Raw genomic sequence first — 16,394 nt, forward strand, 5'->3', positions numbered from 1 at the left:
GGCGCCGCACCGTCCCGGAGCGCGTCGCGTACGGCGTCGGGGTCCAGCAGCATGCTCACCACCGCCGAGGGGTTCAGGTACAGCGCGTGCCCCTCGGGGACGCGCGCCACCAGGTCGCGGGCGCCGACGAGTTCGAACGCGAACCGTCCCGCCGTGTGCAGGAACACCGACGAGGTGAACACCGGCACGACCGGCGTCCCGTCCGCCGCCGACGCGCTCACCGGGCCATGGCCGCCCGGCGCCGTCAGCACGGCCACCTCGCGCCCCACCAGCGAGGCCGGCACCGCCTCGCCGGGCCCGTATCCGGTGGAGGCGAGCTGGACGGCGCGGTCCACCTCGTCCTCCGGTTCGGGCCAGCCGAGCGCACGCGGGGACGGCCGGTATCCGGGGTTCTCCTGCCACTCGACGATCTCGCCGTCGCGGCCGGACCGCCACCGGCCGGTCATCGCCCACTCCGGGGGTTTCCCCTCCCCTGACCACATCGGGTCGACCACCCCCAGCCAGTGGTCCGGGGCGAGGCGGCCCGCCTCACGGATGTCGTCCGGAACGGGCGGAAGCGCCTCGTCCTGCTGACTCATCGCTGTCCTCATTCGGTGGATCGGGACGACGGTGCGGTCCGTGCCGGGTCGTCCGGGTCGTCGTGCCGGAGGAGGCGGCGCGCGGTCGCGGCGTCCGTGACGACTCCGGTGAGCAGTCCGGACCTCAGTACGGCGCGGGCCGCCCCGGTGCCGCGTCCACCGGCCGTGACGCCGATCAGCTCGGTGACGCCACGGAGTCCGGCGGCGCTGACGGCGATCGTGCGGGCGTCCAGCCCGGTGGGCATCACCCGGCCGTCGGCGTCCAGGAGGTGGCCGGCCACCTCGGCGCACGCTCCCGCCTCCCGGAGCGTCTCCCGCTCCCGTTCGGACAGGGCGCCGTACACCGGGGAGTGCGGGGCGTCCCACGCCGCGACGCCGACGACGGCCTTGGTGACCAGGCCGAACCGGTCCAGCGTCTCGGCGGTGGCGGGCTGGCTGCGCAGGACGGCGGCCGTCACCGCGTCCGGCAGCAGGAACGGGGTGTGGAGCGGGAACGCCCTGCCGCCGCCCGCCGCGGCCGTGCGGCGGACCGCGGCGATCGCGGCGTCGTGGGCGAGGTCCCGCCCGTGCACCCCGGTCAGCTGGACCACGTCGCACAGCGGCAGCCGGGTGACCGCCTCGCTGAGCGCGTCCACCGCCTCGCTGCCGTCCAGCCCGAGGACGTCGCCCTCCTCGGCGATCTCGGAGATCAGCCGGGCCGCCGCCGTGCCGAGCCAGCGTCCGCTCTGCCGCGGGTCCGCCGGTGCCGCCGCCGTACCGCCGTCGCCGCACCCGAGGTTGACAACGATGCCGTGCCGGAGTCCGAACCGCTCGGTCAGCGCCCGTCCGAGCGGGACGTCGATCTCGGCCGGGACGGTGATGTCGATCCGCACGATGTCATGGGCCACGGCCGCGTCGAGGAGGCGGGCCACCTTGAAGCGGCTGATGCCGAACTCCCTGGCGATCTCCACCTTCGACCGCTGCTCCAGGTAGAAGCGCCGGGCGACGGCGGCGGCGAGGAGCGTGTCGATCGGCGCGGGTAACGCCACCACCTCGGCCGGTTCGGCCATGTCGTCTCTCCGCGGTCTCATCGGGCGTCGACTCACGCCATGTCTACGGGTAGTTCATCTGTACGAAGTGAGCAGCGGATGACGGGGAGACGACGCAGGAGTGACACCAGGGGCGCAGGTGACCGCCGGGGCCGGACTTTCCGTCCGCCGGACGGGTCGCCCGTGCCGGGGAAGGGAAGGAATCATTCGACTCCCCTCCCCCCACGAGCACCTCAGGGAGCCCCATGCTGCGCGGCATCGACGTGAGTGCGTACCAGTCGTCCTCGTACGGCACCGACGGTCTGTCCTTCGTCTTCATCAAGGCGACGGAGGGCCGTTCGTACACCAACCCCAAGCTGTCGGCCCAGACGGAACGGGCCCGCGACGCCGACCTGGTCGTCGGCTTCTACCACTTCCTCTGGCCGGGCAACCTCACGGCCCAGGCGGAGTACTTCGTGGAAAGGGCCCCGGAGAAGCGGGGCGACATCCTCGCGGTCGACTGGGAGACGACGGGCGAGGGAACGCGTGCGAGCAACGCGGAGAAGGACCGCTTCATCAGGAAGGTGAAGGAGCTGAGGCCGCACCACAGGGTGGTCCTGTACGCCAACCGGCATTTCTGGCTCGACGTGGACACCACGTCCTACGCGGGCGACGGCCTCTGGATCGCCGACTACGTCACCGCCGGGAAGCCCCGCGTCCAGGCCGAGTGGCGCTTCCACCAGTACACCGACGACCCGCTGGACAAGAACGTCGCCGCCTTCTCCAGCAGGTCGGCGCTGAGGAAGTGGGCCGGGGACGCCTAGTCCCCGGCCCGCTCCCGGACCGCACCTACTTGTTCAGGTGCGCCCAGAACTCGTCGAAGGACAGGAGCTTGTCGCCGTTCACGTCCTGGGACCTGATGACGGCCTCGGCGACCGCCTCGGTGACGTTCCAGTCCCCGCCCTGGGCCAGGGCGGTCTTGAACTCGGCAGCGGTGATGAATCCGTCCCCGTCCGTATCGATCCGCTCGAACTGCTTGCGCGCTTCCTCGATGTCCGCCACCGGTCCGCCCCTCATCTCGTACGTTGCCGTCTTGTTGACGCAGGTCAGATTATCCGGCCACCCGGAACTCCAGTGCGGCGACCACCCACCCGAACTCCTCCTCGTGGGAGGAGGCGGGTTCCAGGCCGTTCACGATCGCGGACAGCTCGCGGTAGCGGGCCAGGCGTACGTTGGTCGCCGCCGAGAGACGTTCGAGTACGGCGGCCGGGTCGGCGTCGCCGATCAGCTCGCGCAGGATGTCCATGGCCCGGGGCGAGTCGGGGGCGACGCCGTCCTCGAGCGCCCTGGCCGCGAGCTGCACGAGCCGGCTCATGAACCACAGGGAGCTGCCGGAGGGGACGTCCGGTCCCCGGTCCGCCGCGTTGAACTCGATCATGCTGCGCATCGTCGCCCGGAACGCCGGGTCCTGGATCAGCTCGGCCAGCTCCACCCAGGCGTCCACCTGTTCGGGGGTGGGGTCGTCGGGCAGGTCGGCGGCGGCGAAGCGCAGGCGTTGGCGGATGTCGGGGTCGGCCGTGTCGATGCCGTCGAAGACATCCGCCATGAAGTCGTCGATGATGCGCCGGCGCTCGGCGGTGGACAGTCGGGCCAGTCTGTTCATGAGTGTCGTCTCCTCGGCGGTCGAGCCTCGTCGTGCCACGGTCGACAGCACCGCGCGGGTCACCTTCAGGGCCCGGATCTGTGCGTCCAGCGCGGCCACGTGCGCCGCCGCGACCTGCGCGACCGTCGTCTCGCCGGTCAGCACCCGGCGGACGTCGGCGAGACCGAGGCCCAGCTCGCGCAGGGTGCGGACGAGTTCCAGGCGGGCGGCCGAGCCGGCGTCGTAGAGCCGGTACCCGCCGGCCGAACGGGCCACCGGCGGCAGGGCGCCCTCGTCCGACCAGTAGCGGATGGTGCGCACGGACAGTCCGGTGGTGCGGGCGAGCTCGCCGATGGTGAGAAGTCCGGTGCCGTCTTCGATCATGTCTGGGAGTCTGGGCCTTCCAGTGGGTGGAGACTCAAGGAGCGGGGCGGTGGCGGACACTCTGCGGGACGTTCTCGACGCGGCGGCGCGCGGCGTCTTCCCGGCGGCGGACGGGGGCACGACGGTGGTGCCCCAGCCGTCCGGCCGGGACGCGGGGGTGCTGGCGTTCACCGGGCACTCCGTCGTCTTCACCGACGAGGATCCCTCCTGGGTGCGGCGGACGCTGGCCTCGGCCGACTGCGACGCCCTGGCCGCCGGCATGAACGTCCGTTTCCTGGCAGCCTTCATGGAGCGCACGGGGCGGCGGACGGACACGATCGACGTCATGACCGTGGCGCCCGCGCTCGCCGGCGGTCCGCCGCTCGCCCTCGAGGAGGTCCGTGCCCCCGGCCACCCCCGGGTGGTGAGCGCTCTCGGGCGGCGTGACGACGTGCGGGTGTGGACGGCGGACGGGGGTGTGCTGGTCCTGGGGCGCGGTGTCGCGGGGCGGCTGGAGGTCGCGGTGGAGGTGGCGGAGGAGGCACGGCACCGGGGCCTGGGCCGCCGGCTGGCGCTGGCGGCGCGGCGGCTGGCCGGAGGGGAGCCGGTATGGGCGCAGATCTCCCCCGGGAACGCCCGCAGCCTGCGTGCCTTCCAGGCGGCCGGATACCGGCCGGTCGGCTCGGAGGCGTTGTTCCTTCCGGGCTCCTGAGCGGACAGGGCGGACGGGGTCTCAGCGGTCCGTGATACGCATCTCGAACCAGGTGGTCTTGCCGCGGGGCAGCAGGTCGACGCCCCAGCGGTCGGCGAGTTTGTCGACGAGGAAGAGGCCGCGGCCACTGATGTCCAGGTCCTGGACGGGCATGAGACAGGGCAGGCCGCGGGAGGGGTCGCGGACCTCGATACGGATCCAGCCGCGCCGGTGGCGCATCCGGAGGCCGAAGACGCGGGCCCCGGTGTGGCGTACGGCGTTGCCGACCAGTTCGGAGACGAGCAGAACGGCGTCCTCGGTGAGCCTGGGGTTCAGGCCCCAGTGGCGCAGGATGACGACCTGGACGAGCCGGCGGGCCGTCGCGGCGGACTCGGGGCGGGACGGTAACGGAACCTCCGCCTCCGTGGGGTTGCCGAACAACTCCACTGCCTTCAGCGCGCGTTCGTCCTCGACCGTCGGCGACCAGCGCGACACGGTCGCACGTCCGTCTCCCCGCGGCTGTTCCGTCCCATCCAGCCCCGCCATGGCCCCATCATGGCCGTCCGCGGAAACCTCCGGGGCCGTTCCGGGGGAATACGCCCCCTGTACGCTCCCGCCGGACACCGGGCCTCCGGCATGTGCCGCCGGCACTTCGGATTCATCGAAAGCCCGTCCTACCTGCGGAAACGACTCACTCTCAGGCAATCGACGGGCTCCCTCGACACGAACGGCTTAAGGGTGTAGTAAGGCTCCCATAATCCGCCCCATCGAGGGACCCGGATCAGACATCGCGTCAATTGCAAGCCCCCGGAGGGGTCTTTCAGCCGGCCGTCACCCGAACTTCGCCTTGCCGGGACCCTCCTCCACGAAGCTGCGCATCCCGCGCTCACGGTCCTCCGTGGCGAACAGGCCCGCGAACCAGTTCCGCTCGACGGCGAGGCCCGTCTCGATGTCGGTCTCCAGGCCGGTGTCGACCGACTCCTTGGCCGCGCGCAGCGCCATCGCCGGGCCCTGGGCCAGCTTCGCCGCCCACGCGTGCGCCTGCGTGTGGACCTCCCCGGCGGGGACCACGCGGTCCACCAGGCCGAGTGCCAGCGCCTCGTCGGCCCGCACCTGGCGGCCGGTGAAGATGAGGTCCTTGGCCTTGGAGGGACCGATCAGACGGGACAGCCGCTGGGTGCCGCCCGCGCCCGGGATCAGACCGAGCAGGATCTCGGGCTGGCCCAGCTTGGCGTTCTCCCCGGCGATGCGGTAGTCGGCGCAGAGCGCGAGTTCGCAGCCTCCGCCGAGCGCGTACCCGGTGACGGCGGCCACGACCGGCTTGGGGATACGGGCGACGGCGGTGAAGGAGTCCTGCAGCGCCCGGGACCGCGTGACCATCGCCGCGTGGTCCATGGCCTGCATCTCCTTGATGTCCGCGCCCGCCGCGAACACCTTCTCGCCGCCGTAGATCACCACCGCGCGCACGTCGTCGCGGCGCGTGGCCTCCTCGGCGAGTTCCTTCAGCCGGTCCTGCGTGGCGACGTCCAGCGCGTTCATGGGCGGCCGGTCCAGCCGCAGCGTGCCGACGCCTTCGGCGACTTCGAGATGTACGGTCATGCCCCGCAGGTTAGCGGGCGTTCACGCGGGGACACCACGGGCCACCTGGCGAAGAGGCCGGCCGGCCGTGCGACAGGCTCCGGGGTGACCACGGGACCGGCCGGGAGTTCACCCCGGCCGCCCGCGAACCGGGACGGGCCGCACCCTGGTCCGGGGTGCGGCCCGTTCGGTTCACCTGCCCGCGCCCCGGGGGCGCGGGCAGGTGTGTGCTCAGGCCTTCCACTTCTCCCAGGACATGTTCCAGCCGTTGAGGCCGTTGTCCGGGGCGACGGTGGCGTCGTTGGAGTTCTTCACGACCACGACGTCGCCGATCATGGTGTTCTCGAAGAACCAGGCGCCCGGGGCCTTCTTGTCCCAGCCGCCGCGCACGTCGCGCAGTCCTATGCACCCGTGGCTGGCGTTCCAGTTGCCGAAGGCGTCGCCGCCCCAGTAGTTGCCGTGCAGGAAGGTGCCGGAGGTGGTCAGGCGGATGGCGTGCGGGACGTCCTTGATGTCGTACTCGCCGCCGTAGCCGACGGTCTCGCCGTTCATCCGGGTGACCTGGAGCCGCTCGCTGACGACCATCTGGCCGTTCCAGGTCTCCATGCCGGGCGCGCCGGTGGTGACGGGGATGGTCTTGATGACCTTGCCGTCCCTTCTGACCTTCATCGTGAGCTTCTTGGCGTCGACGACGGAGACCTGCTCGCGGCCGATGGTGAAGGAGACCTTCTTGGACTGCTCGCCGTAGACACCGGCGCGGCCCTCGACGCCGTCGAGGTTGAGGTCGACGGTGACCTTGGTGCCGGCCTTCCAGTACTTCTCCGGACGGAAGTCGAGCCGGTCGTTGCCGAACCAGTGGCCCTCGACCTCGACGGCCGGCTCGGTGGTGATGCGGACCGCCTTCTCGACGTCCTCGGGGTTGGTGATGCCCCGGGAGAAGCGGAGCGAGAACGGCATGCCCACGCCGACCTTGGAGCCGTCCTCCGGGGTGAAGTGACCGACGAAGGTGTTCTTCGGCGTCAGCGTGGTGAAGCCGGAGTCCTCGGCCGCGGTGCGGCCCTCGGAGTCCTTGGCGACCGCGTGCACCGTGTACTCGGTGGAGGCGGCCAGATGGATGGACGGCGTCCAGGACGAGCCGTCGCCGGATATCTCACCCTCGACCGTGTCGCCGTCCGTGTCCTTGACGACGACCTCGGTCAGCTTGCTCTTTCCGGCGGTCACCTTCAGCGCGCCCGTGGTCTTGACGGACTTCGCGCCGTCCTCGGGCGCGATGCTCACCACGGCCTCGGACTGCTTGCTCTGCGCCGCCGTGGAGTCCTTGCCCTTGCCCTCACTCGAACCGGTCCCCGCGTCCGACCCCCCGCCGCCGCAGGCGGTGACCGCCAGCGTCAGTCCGAGTGCCAGCGCCGCCAGCTTCCTGCCGCCGCGCCCCCGCGCGCCGGCCGACGCCCCCGATATCGGCCCCACGTTCACTTGTTTCTCCCCTCGGCGGGCTGGACCCGCCGGACCTGCGCCCCCACGCGCCCCACGCGCGCTCGGCGCATAGTAACCACAGGCCAGGGAGGTTACGGGCGGCGGTTTTGTCACCATTCCGTTCCAACTTCAACGACCCGCCCGAGGGTTCGGATCAGGGGCGCTTCACCGCGCCGCCCGCATTCCACTTCTTCCAGTTCATGTTCCAGCCGCCGAGGCCGTTGTCGGGGGCGACCTTCTTGTCCTTGCTGTTGACGACCTCGACGACGTCACCGATGAGGCTGCGGTCGAAGAACCAGCCCGCCGGGGTGTCCGCGCCCCCGCCCTTCACGTCGCGCAGGCCGACACAGCCGTGGCTGACGTTGGAGCTGCCGAAGACGTCGGAGGCGGCCCAGTAGTTGCCGTGCAGGAAGGTGCCGGAGCTCGTCAGGCGGATGGCGTGCGGCACGTCGGGGATGTCGTACTCGCCGCCGAAGCCGACCGTGCGGCTGTTCATCCGGGTGACCTCGAGCATCTCGGTGATCACCATCTTGCCGTTGTACGTGGGCGTCTTCCACGCCCCCGCCGTCACCGGCACGGTGGTCAGCAGCTCCCCGTCCCTGCGCACCCGCATGGTGTGCGCGGCGGCGTCGACCACCGAGACCTGGCTGCGGCCGACGGTGAAGGTGAAGGTGCGGCGCTGGAGGCCGTAGACCCCCGGTGCTCCCTCGATGTCGCGCAGGTTCAGGTCGACGGTGACCTCGGTGCCGGGTTTCCAGTACTCCTCGGGGCGGAAGTCCAGGCGGGAGTCGCCGAACCAGTGCGGGCGGATCTCGACGGCCGGGCGGGCGGTGACGCGGACGGCGCGTTCGACGGCCGCGCGGCGGGTGATCCCCCGGTTGAACTCCAGGGACACGATCATGCCGGTGCCGACGGTGGAGCGGTCCTCCGGGGCGACGTAGCCGATGAAGCGTTCCTCCGGGACGAACGTCGTGAACGTGGTGTGCCGGGCCGAGCGGCGGCCCTCGCCGTCCACCGCCACCGCGTCGACGGTGTACTTCGCGGCCAGCGCCAGCCGTTCGTCGTCGGGCTTCCAGGTCAGGCCGTCGGCGGAGACCCGGCCGGGCACCGGCGACTCGCGCGCGTCCTGCGACGCGACGACCTTCACCGACTCCAGCCGCCCGTCCGGTACCCGCACCCGCAGCGCCGCGCCGGGGCGTACCTCCTTGCTGCCGTCGCCGGGCGTCACGCGGATGACGTCCTCGGCGGCCGGGGGCCCGAACGCCCCGCCGACGGTGCCGTCCCCGGTGCAGCCGGCGGCCCCGGTCAGCAGTCCTGCCCATGTCACTACGGCGGCCAGCACGGCCCTCGCGCGCCGTGCGCGCCCGTTTACGTACTCCACGCGGTACCCAACGACGGGCCTCGCCTCCGGGAAACGACCATGCCGCCCCCGGGGAAACGTGAGTGCGGGGCACCGTCTGGGCAGAACAGTGGGGAGGACGACGCGCCGGGGAGCCGCGGCCCGAGCCGATGACGAGTGCCCTGCTCTCCTGTCCGCCGTCGTCCCCCCACGAGCCGCGGGAGGCTGACAGGTGTCCAGCGCAGCCGAGCAGGAGGCGGTGGCCGCAGAACGGGCCACCGGGGACGGGCGCCCGGCCGCCGTCGTGAACGGCACGCGGCCGGCGCCGTCCGTGCCCACGGTGCCGGTGCGCCCCGGACGGCCGACGCCGCTGGGCGCCCGGTTCCGGACCGGGCCGGACGGGGTGGCGGGGACCAACTTCGCGTTGTGGGCGGGCGGCGCGGAGGGGGTCGACCTGTGTCTCTTCGACGAGCGCGGCAGGGAGAGCCGCGCCCCGCTCACCGAGCTGACCCACGGGATCTGGCACGGCTTCGTGCCGGGTGTGCTGCCCGGCCGGCGGTACGGCTACCGGGTGCACGGCCGCTGGGACCCGTGGACCGGCGCCCGCTGGAATCCGGCGAAGCTGCTGCTGGACCCGTACGCGCGGGCGGTGGACGGTGACTTCGGTCTGCCGCCCGAGGTGTACGGGCATGTCCGTGACTGGCCCGAGCAGCATGTCGCGGACACCGTGCGCGACGACCGGGACTCGGCCCCGTACGTCCCCAAGGGGGTGGTCGTCCACGACGACGACGACTGGGCGGACGACCGCCGGCCGAAGACGCCGTGGGCGGACTCGGTCATCTACGAGCTGCATGTCAGGGGCTTCACGCGGCGGCACCCGGGCGTCCCGGAGGAACTGCGCGGGACGTACGCCGGTCTGGCGCACCCCGCGGCGGTCGAGCACCTGGTGGGGCTGGGCGTCACGGCCGTCGAACTGCTGCCGGTGCACCAGTTCGCGCACGAGGACCACCTGCTGCGGCGGGGACTGCGCAACTACTGGGGCTACAACTCCATCGGCTACTTCGCCCCGCACGCCGGCTACGCGGCCTCCGGCACGAGGGGACAGCAGGTCGGCGAGTTCAGGCGGATGGTGCGGGCCCTGCACGCGGCCGGGATCGAGGTGATCCTCGACGTGGTCTACAACCACACCGCCGAGGCGGGCGAGCTGGGCCCGACGCTCTCCCTGAAGGGCGTCGACAACCGCGGCTACTACCGCCTCCAGCCCGACGCGCGCCGGTACGCCGACTACACGGGCTGCGGCAACACCCTGCACGTCGTCCAGCCGCACGTACTGCGCCTGATCACGGACTCGCTGCGCTACTGGGTGACGGAGATGGGCGTCGACGGATTCCGCTTCGACCTGGCGGCGGCACTGGCCCGTTCGATGCACGACGTCGACATGCTGTCGCCGTTCCTCGCGGTGATCGCGCAGGATCCGGTGCTGCGCCGGGTGAAGCTGATCGCGGAGCCGTGGGACGTCGGCTCGGGCGGCTATCAGGTGGGCGCCTTCCCGCCGCTGTGGACGGAGTGGAACGACCGGTACCGCGACGCCGTACGGGACTTCTGGCGGCAGTCGCTGCCGGACGTACGGGAGATGGGCTACCGGCTGTCCGGGTCCAGCGACCTGTACGCCTGGGGCGGGCGGCGGCCTTACGCCTCGGTCAACTTCGTCACCGCGCACGACGGTTTCACCCTGCGCGACCTGGTGTCGTACGACCGCAAGCACAACGAGGCGAACGGCGAGGGCAACCGGGACGGCACGAACGACAACCGCTCCTGGAACGGCGGGGCGGAGGGAGAGACGGACGACGAGGACGTACGGGCCCTGCGGCGGCGGCAGCTGCGGAACCTGCTGACCACGCTGCTGCTGTCCACGGGGGTGCCGATGCTGGTCGCGGGCGACGAGATGGGCCGCACCCAGCACGGCAACAACAACGCCTACTGCCAGGACAACGAGATCGGCTGGGTGGACTGGTCCCTCCTCGACGACCCGGAGTGGCGGCCCCTGTCCGAGCTGACCTCCCGGCTGATCGCCCTGCGCCACCGGCACCCGGTGCTGCGCCGCCGGGCCTTCTTCTCCGGGCGCCCGCACTCCGCGGACGGGCTGCGCGACCTGGCCTGGTTCACCCCGCACGGCACGGAGATGACCGAGGAGGACTGGTACGCGCCGGCCGCCACGCTCGGCATGTACCTCTCCGGGCGGGACATCCCGGGGCGCGACGAGCAGGGGGAGCCGGTCCTCGACGACAGCTTCCTGGCCGTGCTGCACGCGGGGCACGGACCGGTGGAGTTCGAGCTGCCGGGGCCGCCGTGGGCCGTGCGGTACGAGGTGGTCGTCGACACCGCGCGGGAGGAGCAGGACCGGGAACCGGACGCGGAGCACCGCGCGGGGACGCGGATCACGGTGCCCGGACGGTCGGTGCTGCTGCTGCGGGTGCGGCCCTGACCGGCGCCCGCGCACGGCGGGGTCGGCCGAGGATGCCCCGGTCGTACGCCACCGCCACCGCCGCCGCGCGGTCCCTGGCGCCGAGCTTGGCGTAGATGTGGCTGAGGTGGGTGGAGTTCGCTCTGCTGGAGCTGGGCGCCGAGAACGCGGGTGACCTCCTGGTGGTCGGCGACGGGGTCGAGGCCGGTGACGCGGACGCGGCCGGCGTCGGGGACGCGCAGGCCCCCGACGCACTCGACGGTGGTGGTCTTGCCGGCGCCGTTCGGGCCGAGGATCCCGAAGATCTCGCCCTCCTCGACGGTGAAGGAGACACCGTCGACGGCCGCACGGCCCCCGTAGGACTTGCGCAGACCGGTGACGTCGATGACGGACATGGCTCCAGCGTCGCGGCACCCGGGGCACCGGCACATCGGCCGGTGCGCTCGGACCGCTGTCGGCCGATCGGCTGATACGGCGGTACGACCCTCCGCACGGGTCCGGTGTCCGCGCAGGTCGTAGGACCAGCGGCGGAGGGCGGTCCGGCCAAAACCCGGTGGGCAGTGTCAGTGGCGAACCGTAGGCTCGCTGCTGATGCCCACCACACCTTCTCCCCCGGAACCCCGCTCCGCCGTGCGCGCACTGCTGCGGCTGTGGCCGTATGTGCGGCCCGTGCGGGCGCGGCTGTTCACCGCCGCGTTCATCGCGATCCTCGCCTCCTGCATCGGGCTGGTCATCCCGCTCGTCCTGAAGTGGATGGTGGACGGCCCGATCGCCGACCGGGATCCGGCCGGGGTGTGGCTGGGCGCGCTGTCCCTGCTGCTGCTCGGGCTCGCCGAGGCGCTGCTGTTCGGGTTCCGGCGATGGCTGGTGGCGCGTCCGCTGTCGCATGTCGAGGCGTCGATGCGGGCGGACCTGTACCGGCATCTGCAGCGGCTGCCGGTCGCCTTCCACGACCGGTGGCCGTCGGGCCAGTTGCTGTCCCGGGCCACCACGGACCTGATGCTGCTGCGGATGTTCCTGGCCTTCCCGCTGACGTTCCTGCTGGTCAACAGCGTGACGATCCTCGTCGGTGTGATCATCATGCTGGTGCAGGACTGGACGCTGGGGCTGGTCATCCTGGTGCCCGCCGTGCCGGTACTGATCACCTGCGTGGTCTTCGAGAAGCGGTACTCCGGGGCGGCGCGGCGGGCGCAGGACCAGGTGGGGGATCTGACGACGGTGGTCGAGGAGGGTGTGCTCGGCATCCGGATCATCAAGGGGTTCGGGCGGCATCGCAGCCAGGCCCTGGCGTTCCGGGAGCTGTCGGGGAAGCTGCGCGGGACGGAACTGCACAAGGCGCGGCTGCTGGCGACGATCCTGGGCGTCATCGTGACGCTGCCGGAGCTGGCGATCGGGGCGGCGCTGGTGCTGGGGACGATGCGGGTGGCGGACGGCTCGCTCTCCACGGGAACGCTGGTGGCGTTCCTGTCCACGGCGCTGGCGCTGCGGTGGCCGGTGGACTCGATCGGTTTCCTGCTGGCGATGAGCCAGGAGGCGGCGACGGCGACGGACCGCTACTTCGAGGTGATGGACGCGGAGCCGGAGTCCGGCCGGACCGCGGGCAGTCGTGCCGCCGGGGCGACGGCGGTCCCCCCGCTCGCGGCCACCCCCGGCGCCGGGCACGTCGGAGGTCTGCGGTTCGAGAACGTCACCTTCCGCTACCCCGACGCACCCGACACCACGGCCCCCGTCCTGAACCGCATCGACCTGCACATCCGCCCCGGCGAATCCCTGGCCCTGGTCGGAGCGACCGGCAGCGGCAAAACGACACTGACCGCCCTCGTACCCAGGCTGCACGAGGTGACCTCCGGCCGGATCACGCTCGACGGAGCCGACATCACGGCGATGTCCCGAGAAGAGCTGCGTTCCAAGGTCGCCGTCGCCTTCGAGGAACCGACCCTCTTCTCCGCGAGCGTCGGCGAGAACGTACTGATGGGCGGTGGAGCCGGGGACGAGGACCTGGCCCGCGCCCTCGCCGTCGCCCAGGCCGACTTCGCGCACGCCCTCCCCCGGGGCACGCACACCCAGGTCGGCGAACAGGGCCTCAGTCTCTCCGGCGGCCAGCGCCAGCGCCTCGCGCTGGCCCGCGCGGTGGTCGGGAGCCCCGACTTCCTGGTCCTGGACGACCCCCTGTCCGCGCTCGACGTGCACACCGAGGCCGCGGTGGAGGCCGCCCTGCGCCGGGTGCTCGCGGACACCACGGCCCTCATCGTGGCCCACCGCCCCTCCACGGTCCTGCTCGCCGACCGTGTCGCCCTGCTCTCCGGCGGCCGGATCACCGCCGTCGGCACCCACCACGAACTGCTGCGCACCAACCCCGAGTACGCCCACCTCATGTCCGGCGCCCCGGCGGGGGAACAGGAGGACCAGCGATGACGGCGGCCACCACCGCACCCGTCCGGGACGAGGACGACGACGACCGGGCGGTCGAGTCCGGCGATCCCTTCGACCGGGACCAGCTGCCCACTCCCCCGGGCGCCACCGGCACGCTGCTGCGCTCCCTGCTCTCCCCCCGGCGGGGCACGGTCGCCGTCACCGCGCTGTTGCTGCTGCTCCAGCAGGCCGCGGTGCAGGCCGGCCCGCTGCTGGTGGCGTACGCGATCGACCGTGCCGTGCCCGCGTTCCGCGACGACGACAACGGCCCGCTGATCGCGGTGGCGGTGGGCTACCTGCTGTGCGCGACGGCGGCCGGCGCGCTCCAGTACGCGTTCGTCAGGGCGTCCGCCCGTGTCAGCCAGGACGTCCTGCTGGACCTGCGCGGCCGTATCTTCCGCCACGCGCAGGAGCTCAGCGTCGACTTCCACGAGCGCTACACCTCGGGCCGGCTCATCTCCCGCTCCACCACGGACGTCGAGTCGCTGCGGGAACTGCTGGAGGAGGGCCTGCAGGAACTGGTGATGGTCGTCCTGTCGGCCGTGTACATCTCGGTGCTGCTGCTCTGGCTGGACCTGGGGCTGGGCGCCGTGGCGGTGGTCTCGTTCGTGCCGCTGTACCTGCTCGTACGGTCGTACCAGCGGCGGGCGAAGCGGGTGTACCGGAAGCGGTCGACGGCCATCGCGGCGGTGATCGTGAAGTTCGTCGAGACGATGAACGGCATCCGGCCGGTGCGCGCGTTCCGCCGGGAGGCCGCGAACGACGCCGACTTCGCGGTGCTGAACCGGCGGCATGAACGCAGCAATGGCGACGCGCTCCTTGAGATGGCCCGCTATGTCGTCGGCTCCCGGGTGACCGCCAACACGACCGTCGCGCTGATCGTGCTGTGGGGTGCCTACCGGGTGGCCGACGGATCGCTGGAGCTCGGCGTGCTGGCGGCGGCGGTGCTGTACCTGCGGCGGCTGTACGACCCGATCGACCGGCTCGGCATGTTCCTGAACTCCTACCAGTCGGCGGCGGCCTCACTCGAGAAGATCGCCGGTCTGCTGGCGCAGGTCCCGTCCGTACCCGAACCGGCGGCGCCCCGGGAACTCCCGGAGCGGCGGACCGGGCTCCCCGGCCGCGAGGTGGTCTTCGACGACGTCCGTTTCGCGTACCGCACCGGCGGCGAGGTGCTCCCCCGCTTCGGCCTGCGTCTTCCGGCCGGGCAGACCGTCGCGGTCGTCGGCTCGACCGGCGCGGGCAAGTCGACGCTGGCCAAGCTGCTCGCCCGCTTCTACGACCCCACCGACGGCCGGGTGCTGCTCGACGGCGTGGACCTGAGCGACCTGACGGGACGCGACCTGCGGCGCGAGGTGGTGATGGTGACGCAGGAGGCGTTCCTGTTCTCCGGGACGGTCGCGGAGAACATCGCGATCGGGCGGCCGGACGCCACCCGTGAGGAGATCGAGCAGGCGGCGAAGGAGATCGGCGCGCACGACTTCATCGCCGCCCTGCCCGACGGCTACGACACCGACGTACGCAAGCGGGGCGGCCGCATCTCCGCGGGTCAGCGTCAACTGGTCGCCTTCGCACGGGCGTTGCTGGCCGACCCGGCGGTGCTCATCCTGGACGAGGCGACCAGCTCGCTGGACGTCCCCGGCGAACGGGCGGTCCAGCGGGCGATGGCGACGGTGCTGAAGGGACGTACCGCGGTGGTGATCGCCCACCGCCTGTCCACCGTGGAGATCGCGGACCGGGTCCTGGTGATGGAGCACGGGCGGGTGGTGGAGGACGGCAGCCCCTCCGAACTCATCGACCGCACCGGCAGGTTCGCCGACCTGCACCGGGCGTGGCAGGACAGTCTGGCGTAGCCGGGGAACCGGGGACAGGGGGAGAACGACCGCATGATCGACGCCTACGAGGATCCCGGCACACCCGACTGCCGGGGCGGGGCCCGCTACCTGTGGTGGCTGGTGCGGCGGCAGCCGGCGCGGTGCGTGGGTGCGGCGGTACTCAGCTGTGTGTGGATGGTCGGGCTGGCGGCGACGCCGTACGCGATGTCGCGGGCGGTGGACGACGGGCTCCAGCCGGGCGACATGGAGGTGCTGGCCCTGTGGGCCGGCGCCCTGCTCCTGGCGAACGCCTTCAACGCGTGGCTGGGCATCATGCGGCACCGCACGATGACACGGGTGCGGATGGACGCCAACTTCCGTACGGTGAAAGTGGTGGTGGGGCAGACGGTGCGGCTCGGCGCCTCGCTGGAGCGGCGGACCGGGGCCGGGGAGGTCGTCACCATCGGGGTGGGCGACGTGCAGATGATCGCCCAGTCGCTCACGGCCGTCGGGCCGGGGACCGGTGCGGTCGTGGCGTACGCGGTGGTGGCGGGGCTGCTGTTGTCGGTGTCGCCGTTGCTGGCCGTGGTGGTGCTGCTGGGCGTGCCGGTGATCGGGCTGACGGTGGGGCCGCTGACGGGCCGGCTGCGGGGCACGGAGACGGAGTACCGGGAACGGCAGGGGGTGCTGACGGCACGGATCGGTGATCTCGCGGGCGGGCTGCGGGTGCTGAGCGGACTCGGCGGGAAGAGCCTGGTCTCCGACGCGTTCCGCCGGGACTCGGGGCGGCTGCGGGAGCAGGGGTACCGGGTCGGGGCGGTGACCAGCTGGATACAGGCGCTCGCCGCGGGGCTGCCGGTGCTGTTCCTCGCGGCGGTGACGTGGATCGCGGCACGGCTGGCCGCACAGGGTGAGATCACGGTGGGCGAGCTGGTCTCGGTGTACGGCTATGTGGCCGTACTGGTGTGGCCGGTGATGTTCCTCATCGAGTGCGGCTACCAGCTGAGCCGGGGCGTGGTGGCCGGCCGGCGGG

The 16,394-nt window shown here is 72.2% G+C and carries 14 protein-coding genes and 1 pseudogene; 6 read left to right on the forward strand and 9 right to left on the reverse strand.

Going from position 1 to position 16,394, the window contains the following annotated elements:
• On the reverse strand, nucleotides 1–578 hold a 578-nt coding region (locus B9S61_RS17015; RefSeq protein WP_258039694.1), incomplete at its 3' end, for a type VII secretion system-associated protein.
• Between the two features lie 8 nt (nucleotides 579–586).
• Nucleotides 587–1,627 (reverse strand): sugar-binding transcriptional regulator, encoded by a 1,041-nt coding sequence (locus B9S61_RS17020; RefSeq protein WP_181007398.1) that lies wholly within the window; start codon nucleotides 1,625–1,627, stop codon nucleotides 587–589.
• A gap of 224 nt (nucleotides 1,628–1,851) precedes the next feature.
• On the opposite strand from B9S61_RS17020, the gene B9S61_RS17025 reads away from it, so the two are divergent.
• Nucleotides 1,852–2,409: a glycoside hydrolase family 25 protein gene (locus tag B9S61_RS17025; protein WP_103543029.1), complete on the forward strand. Its 558-nt coding sequence runs from the start codon at nucleotides 1,852–1,854 to the stop codon at nucleotides 2,407–2,409.
• 25 nt (nucleotides 2,410–2,434) lie between these two features.
• Here the strand turns inward: B9S61_RS17025 and B9S61_RS17030 are convergent, their stop codons facing one another.
• Together B9S61_RS17030 and B9S61_RS17035 are read right to left on the reverse strand one after the other, a co-directional pair.
• The gene (locus B9S61_RS17030; RefSeq protein ID WP_103543030.1) at nucleotides 2,435–2,647 is read right to left on the reverse strand and encodes an EF-hand domain-containing protein; all 213 of its coding nucleotides are present in this window, start codon (nucleotides 2,645–2,647) and stop codon (nucleotides 2,435–2,437) included.
• Nucleotides 2,648–2,696: 49 nt separating this feature from the next.
• The gene (locus tag B9S61_RS17035) at nucleotides 2,697–3,611 is read right to left on the reverse strand and encodes a MerR family transcriptional regulator (protein ID WP_103543031.1); all 915 of its coding nucleotides are present in this window, start codon (nucleotides 3,609–3,611) and stop codon (nucleotides 2,697–2,699) included.
• Nucleotides 3,612–3,660: 49 nt separating this feature from the next.
• Between B9S61_RS17035 and B9S61_RS17040 the strand changes: the two genes are divergently transcribed.
• Complete coding sequence (locus B9S61_RS17040; protein ID WP_103543032.1) at nucleotides 3,661–4,302, forward strand: GNAT family N-acetyltransferase; 642 nt, start codon at nucleotides 3,661–3,663, stop codon at nucleotides 4,300–4,302.
• Nucleotides 4,303–4,323: 21 nt separating this feature from the next.
• On the opposite strand, the gene B9S61_RS17045 is transcribed toward B9S61_RS17040, so the two are convergent.
• From B9S61_RS17045 to B9S61_RS17060, 4 genes are all read right to left on the reverse strand, one after another.
• Nucleotides 4,324–4,932 carry an ATP-binding protein gene (locus B9S61_RS17045; protein WP_374936220.1) on the reverse strand — a complete coding sequence of 203 codons (609 nt, stop codon included), beginning with the start codon at nucleotides 4,930–4,932 and terminating at the stop codon, nucleotides 4,324–4,326.
• A gap of 180 nt (nucleotides 4,933–5,112) precedes the next feature.
• A complete protein-coding gene (locus B9S61_RS17050; protein WP_103543034.1) occupies nucleotides 5,113–5,880 on the reverse strand; it encodes an enoyl-CoA hydratase/isomerase family protein in 768 nt (255 codons plus the stop codon).
• A gap of 210 nt (nucleotides 5,881–6,090) precedes the next feature.
• A complete protein-coding gene (locus B9S61_RS17055) occupies nucleotides 6,091–7,332 on the reverse strand; it encodes an Ig-like domain-containing protein (protein WP_181007400.1) in 1,242 nt (413 codons plus the stop codon).
• Between the two features lie 154 nt (nucleotides 7,333–7,486).
• Entirely contained in the window at nucleotides 7,487–8,713 is a 1,227-nt protein-coding gene (locus tag B9S61_RS17060) for an Ig-like domain-containing protein (protein WP_103543035.1), read from the reverse strand.
• Between the two features lie 190 nt (nucleotides 8,714–8,903).
• Here B9S61_RS17060 and glgX point away from each other — a divergent pair, with 190 nt between their 5' ends.
• Nucleotides 8,904–11,156, forward strand: coding sequence for a glycogen debranching protein GlgX (glgX, locus tag B9S61_RS17065; protein ID WP_103543036.1), 2,253 nt, complete (start codon nucleotides 8,904–8,906; stop codon nucleotides 11,154–11,156).
• Nucleotides 11,157–11,263: 107 nt separating this feature from the next.
• Here the strand turns inward: glgX and B9S61_RS17070 are convergent.
• A pseudogene (locus B9S61_RS17070) lies at nucleotides 11,264–11,530 on the reverse strand (ATP-binding cassette domain-containing protein); the annotation flags it as partial.
• Between the two features lie 196 nt (nucleotides 11,531–11,726).
• On the opposite strand from B9S61_RS17070, the gene B9S61_RS17075 reads away from it, so the two are divergent.
• The 3 genes from B9S61_RS17075 to B9S61_RS17085 form a co-directional block, all read left to right on the forward strand.
• The gene (locus B9S61_RS17075; protein ID WP_103543037.1) at nucleotides 11,727–13,550 is read left to right on the forward strand and encodes an ABC transporter ATP-binding protein; all 1,824 of its coding nucleotides are present in this window, start codon (nucleotides 11,727–11,729) and stop codon (nucleotides 13,548–13,550) included.
• Nucleotides 13,547–15,400, forward strand: a complete 1,854-nt coding sequence (locus B9S61_RS17080; protein WP_103543038.1) for an ABC transporter ATP-binding protein — start codon at nucleotides 13,547–13,549, stop codon at nucleotides 15,398–15,400. Before B9S61_RS17075 ends, B9S61_RS17080 begins: the two co-directional genes overlap by 4 nt.
• Nucleotides 15,401–15,433: 33 nt before the next feature.
• On the forward strand, nucleotides 15,434–16,394 hold a 961-nt coding region (locus B9S61_RS17085; protein WP_146064871.1), incomplete at its 3' end, for an ABC transporter transmembrane domain-containing protein.

The organism is Streptomyces sp. SM1 (assembly GCF_002910825.1).
Taxonomy (GTDB): domain Bacteria; phylum Actinomycetota; class Actinomycetes; order Streptomycetales; family Streptomycetaceae; genus Streptomyces; species Streptomyces okerensis.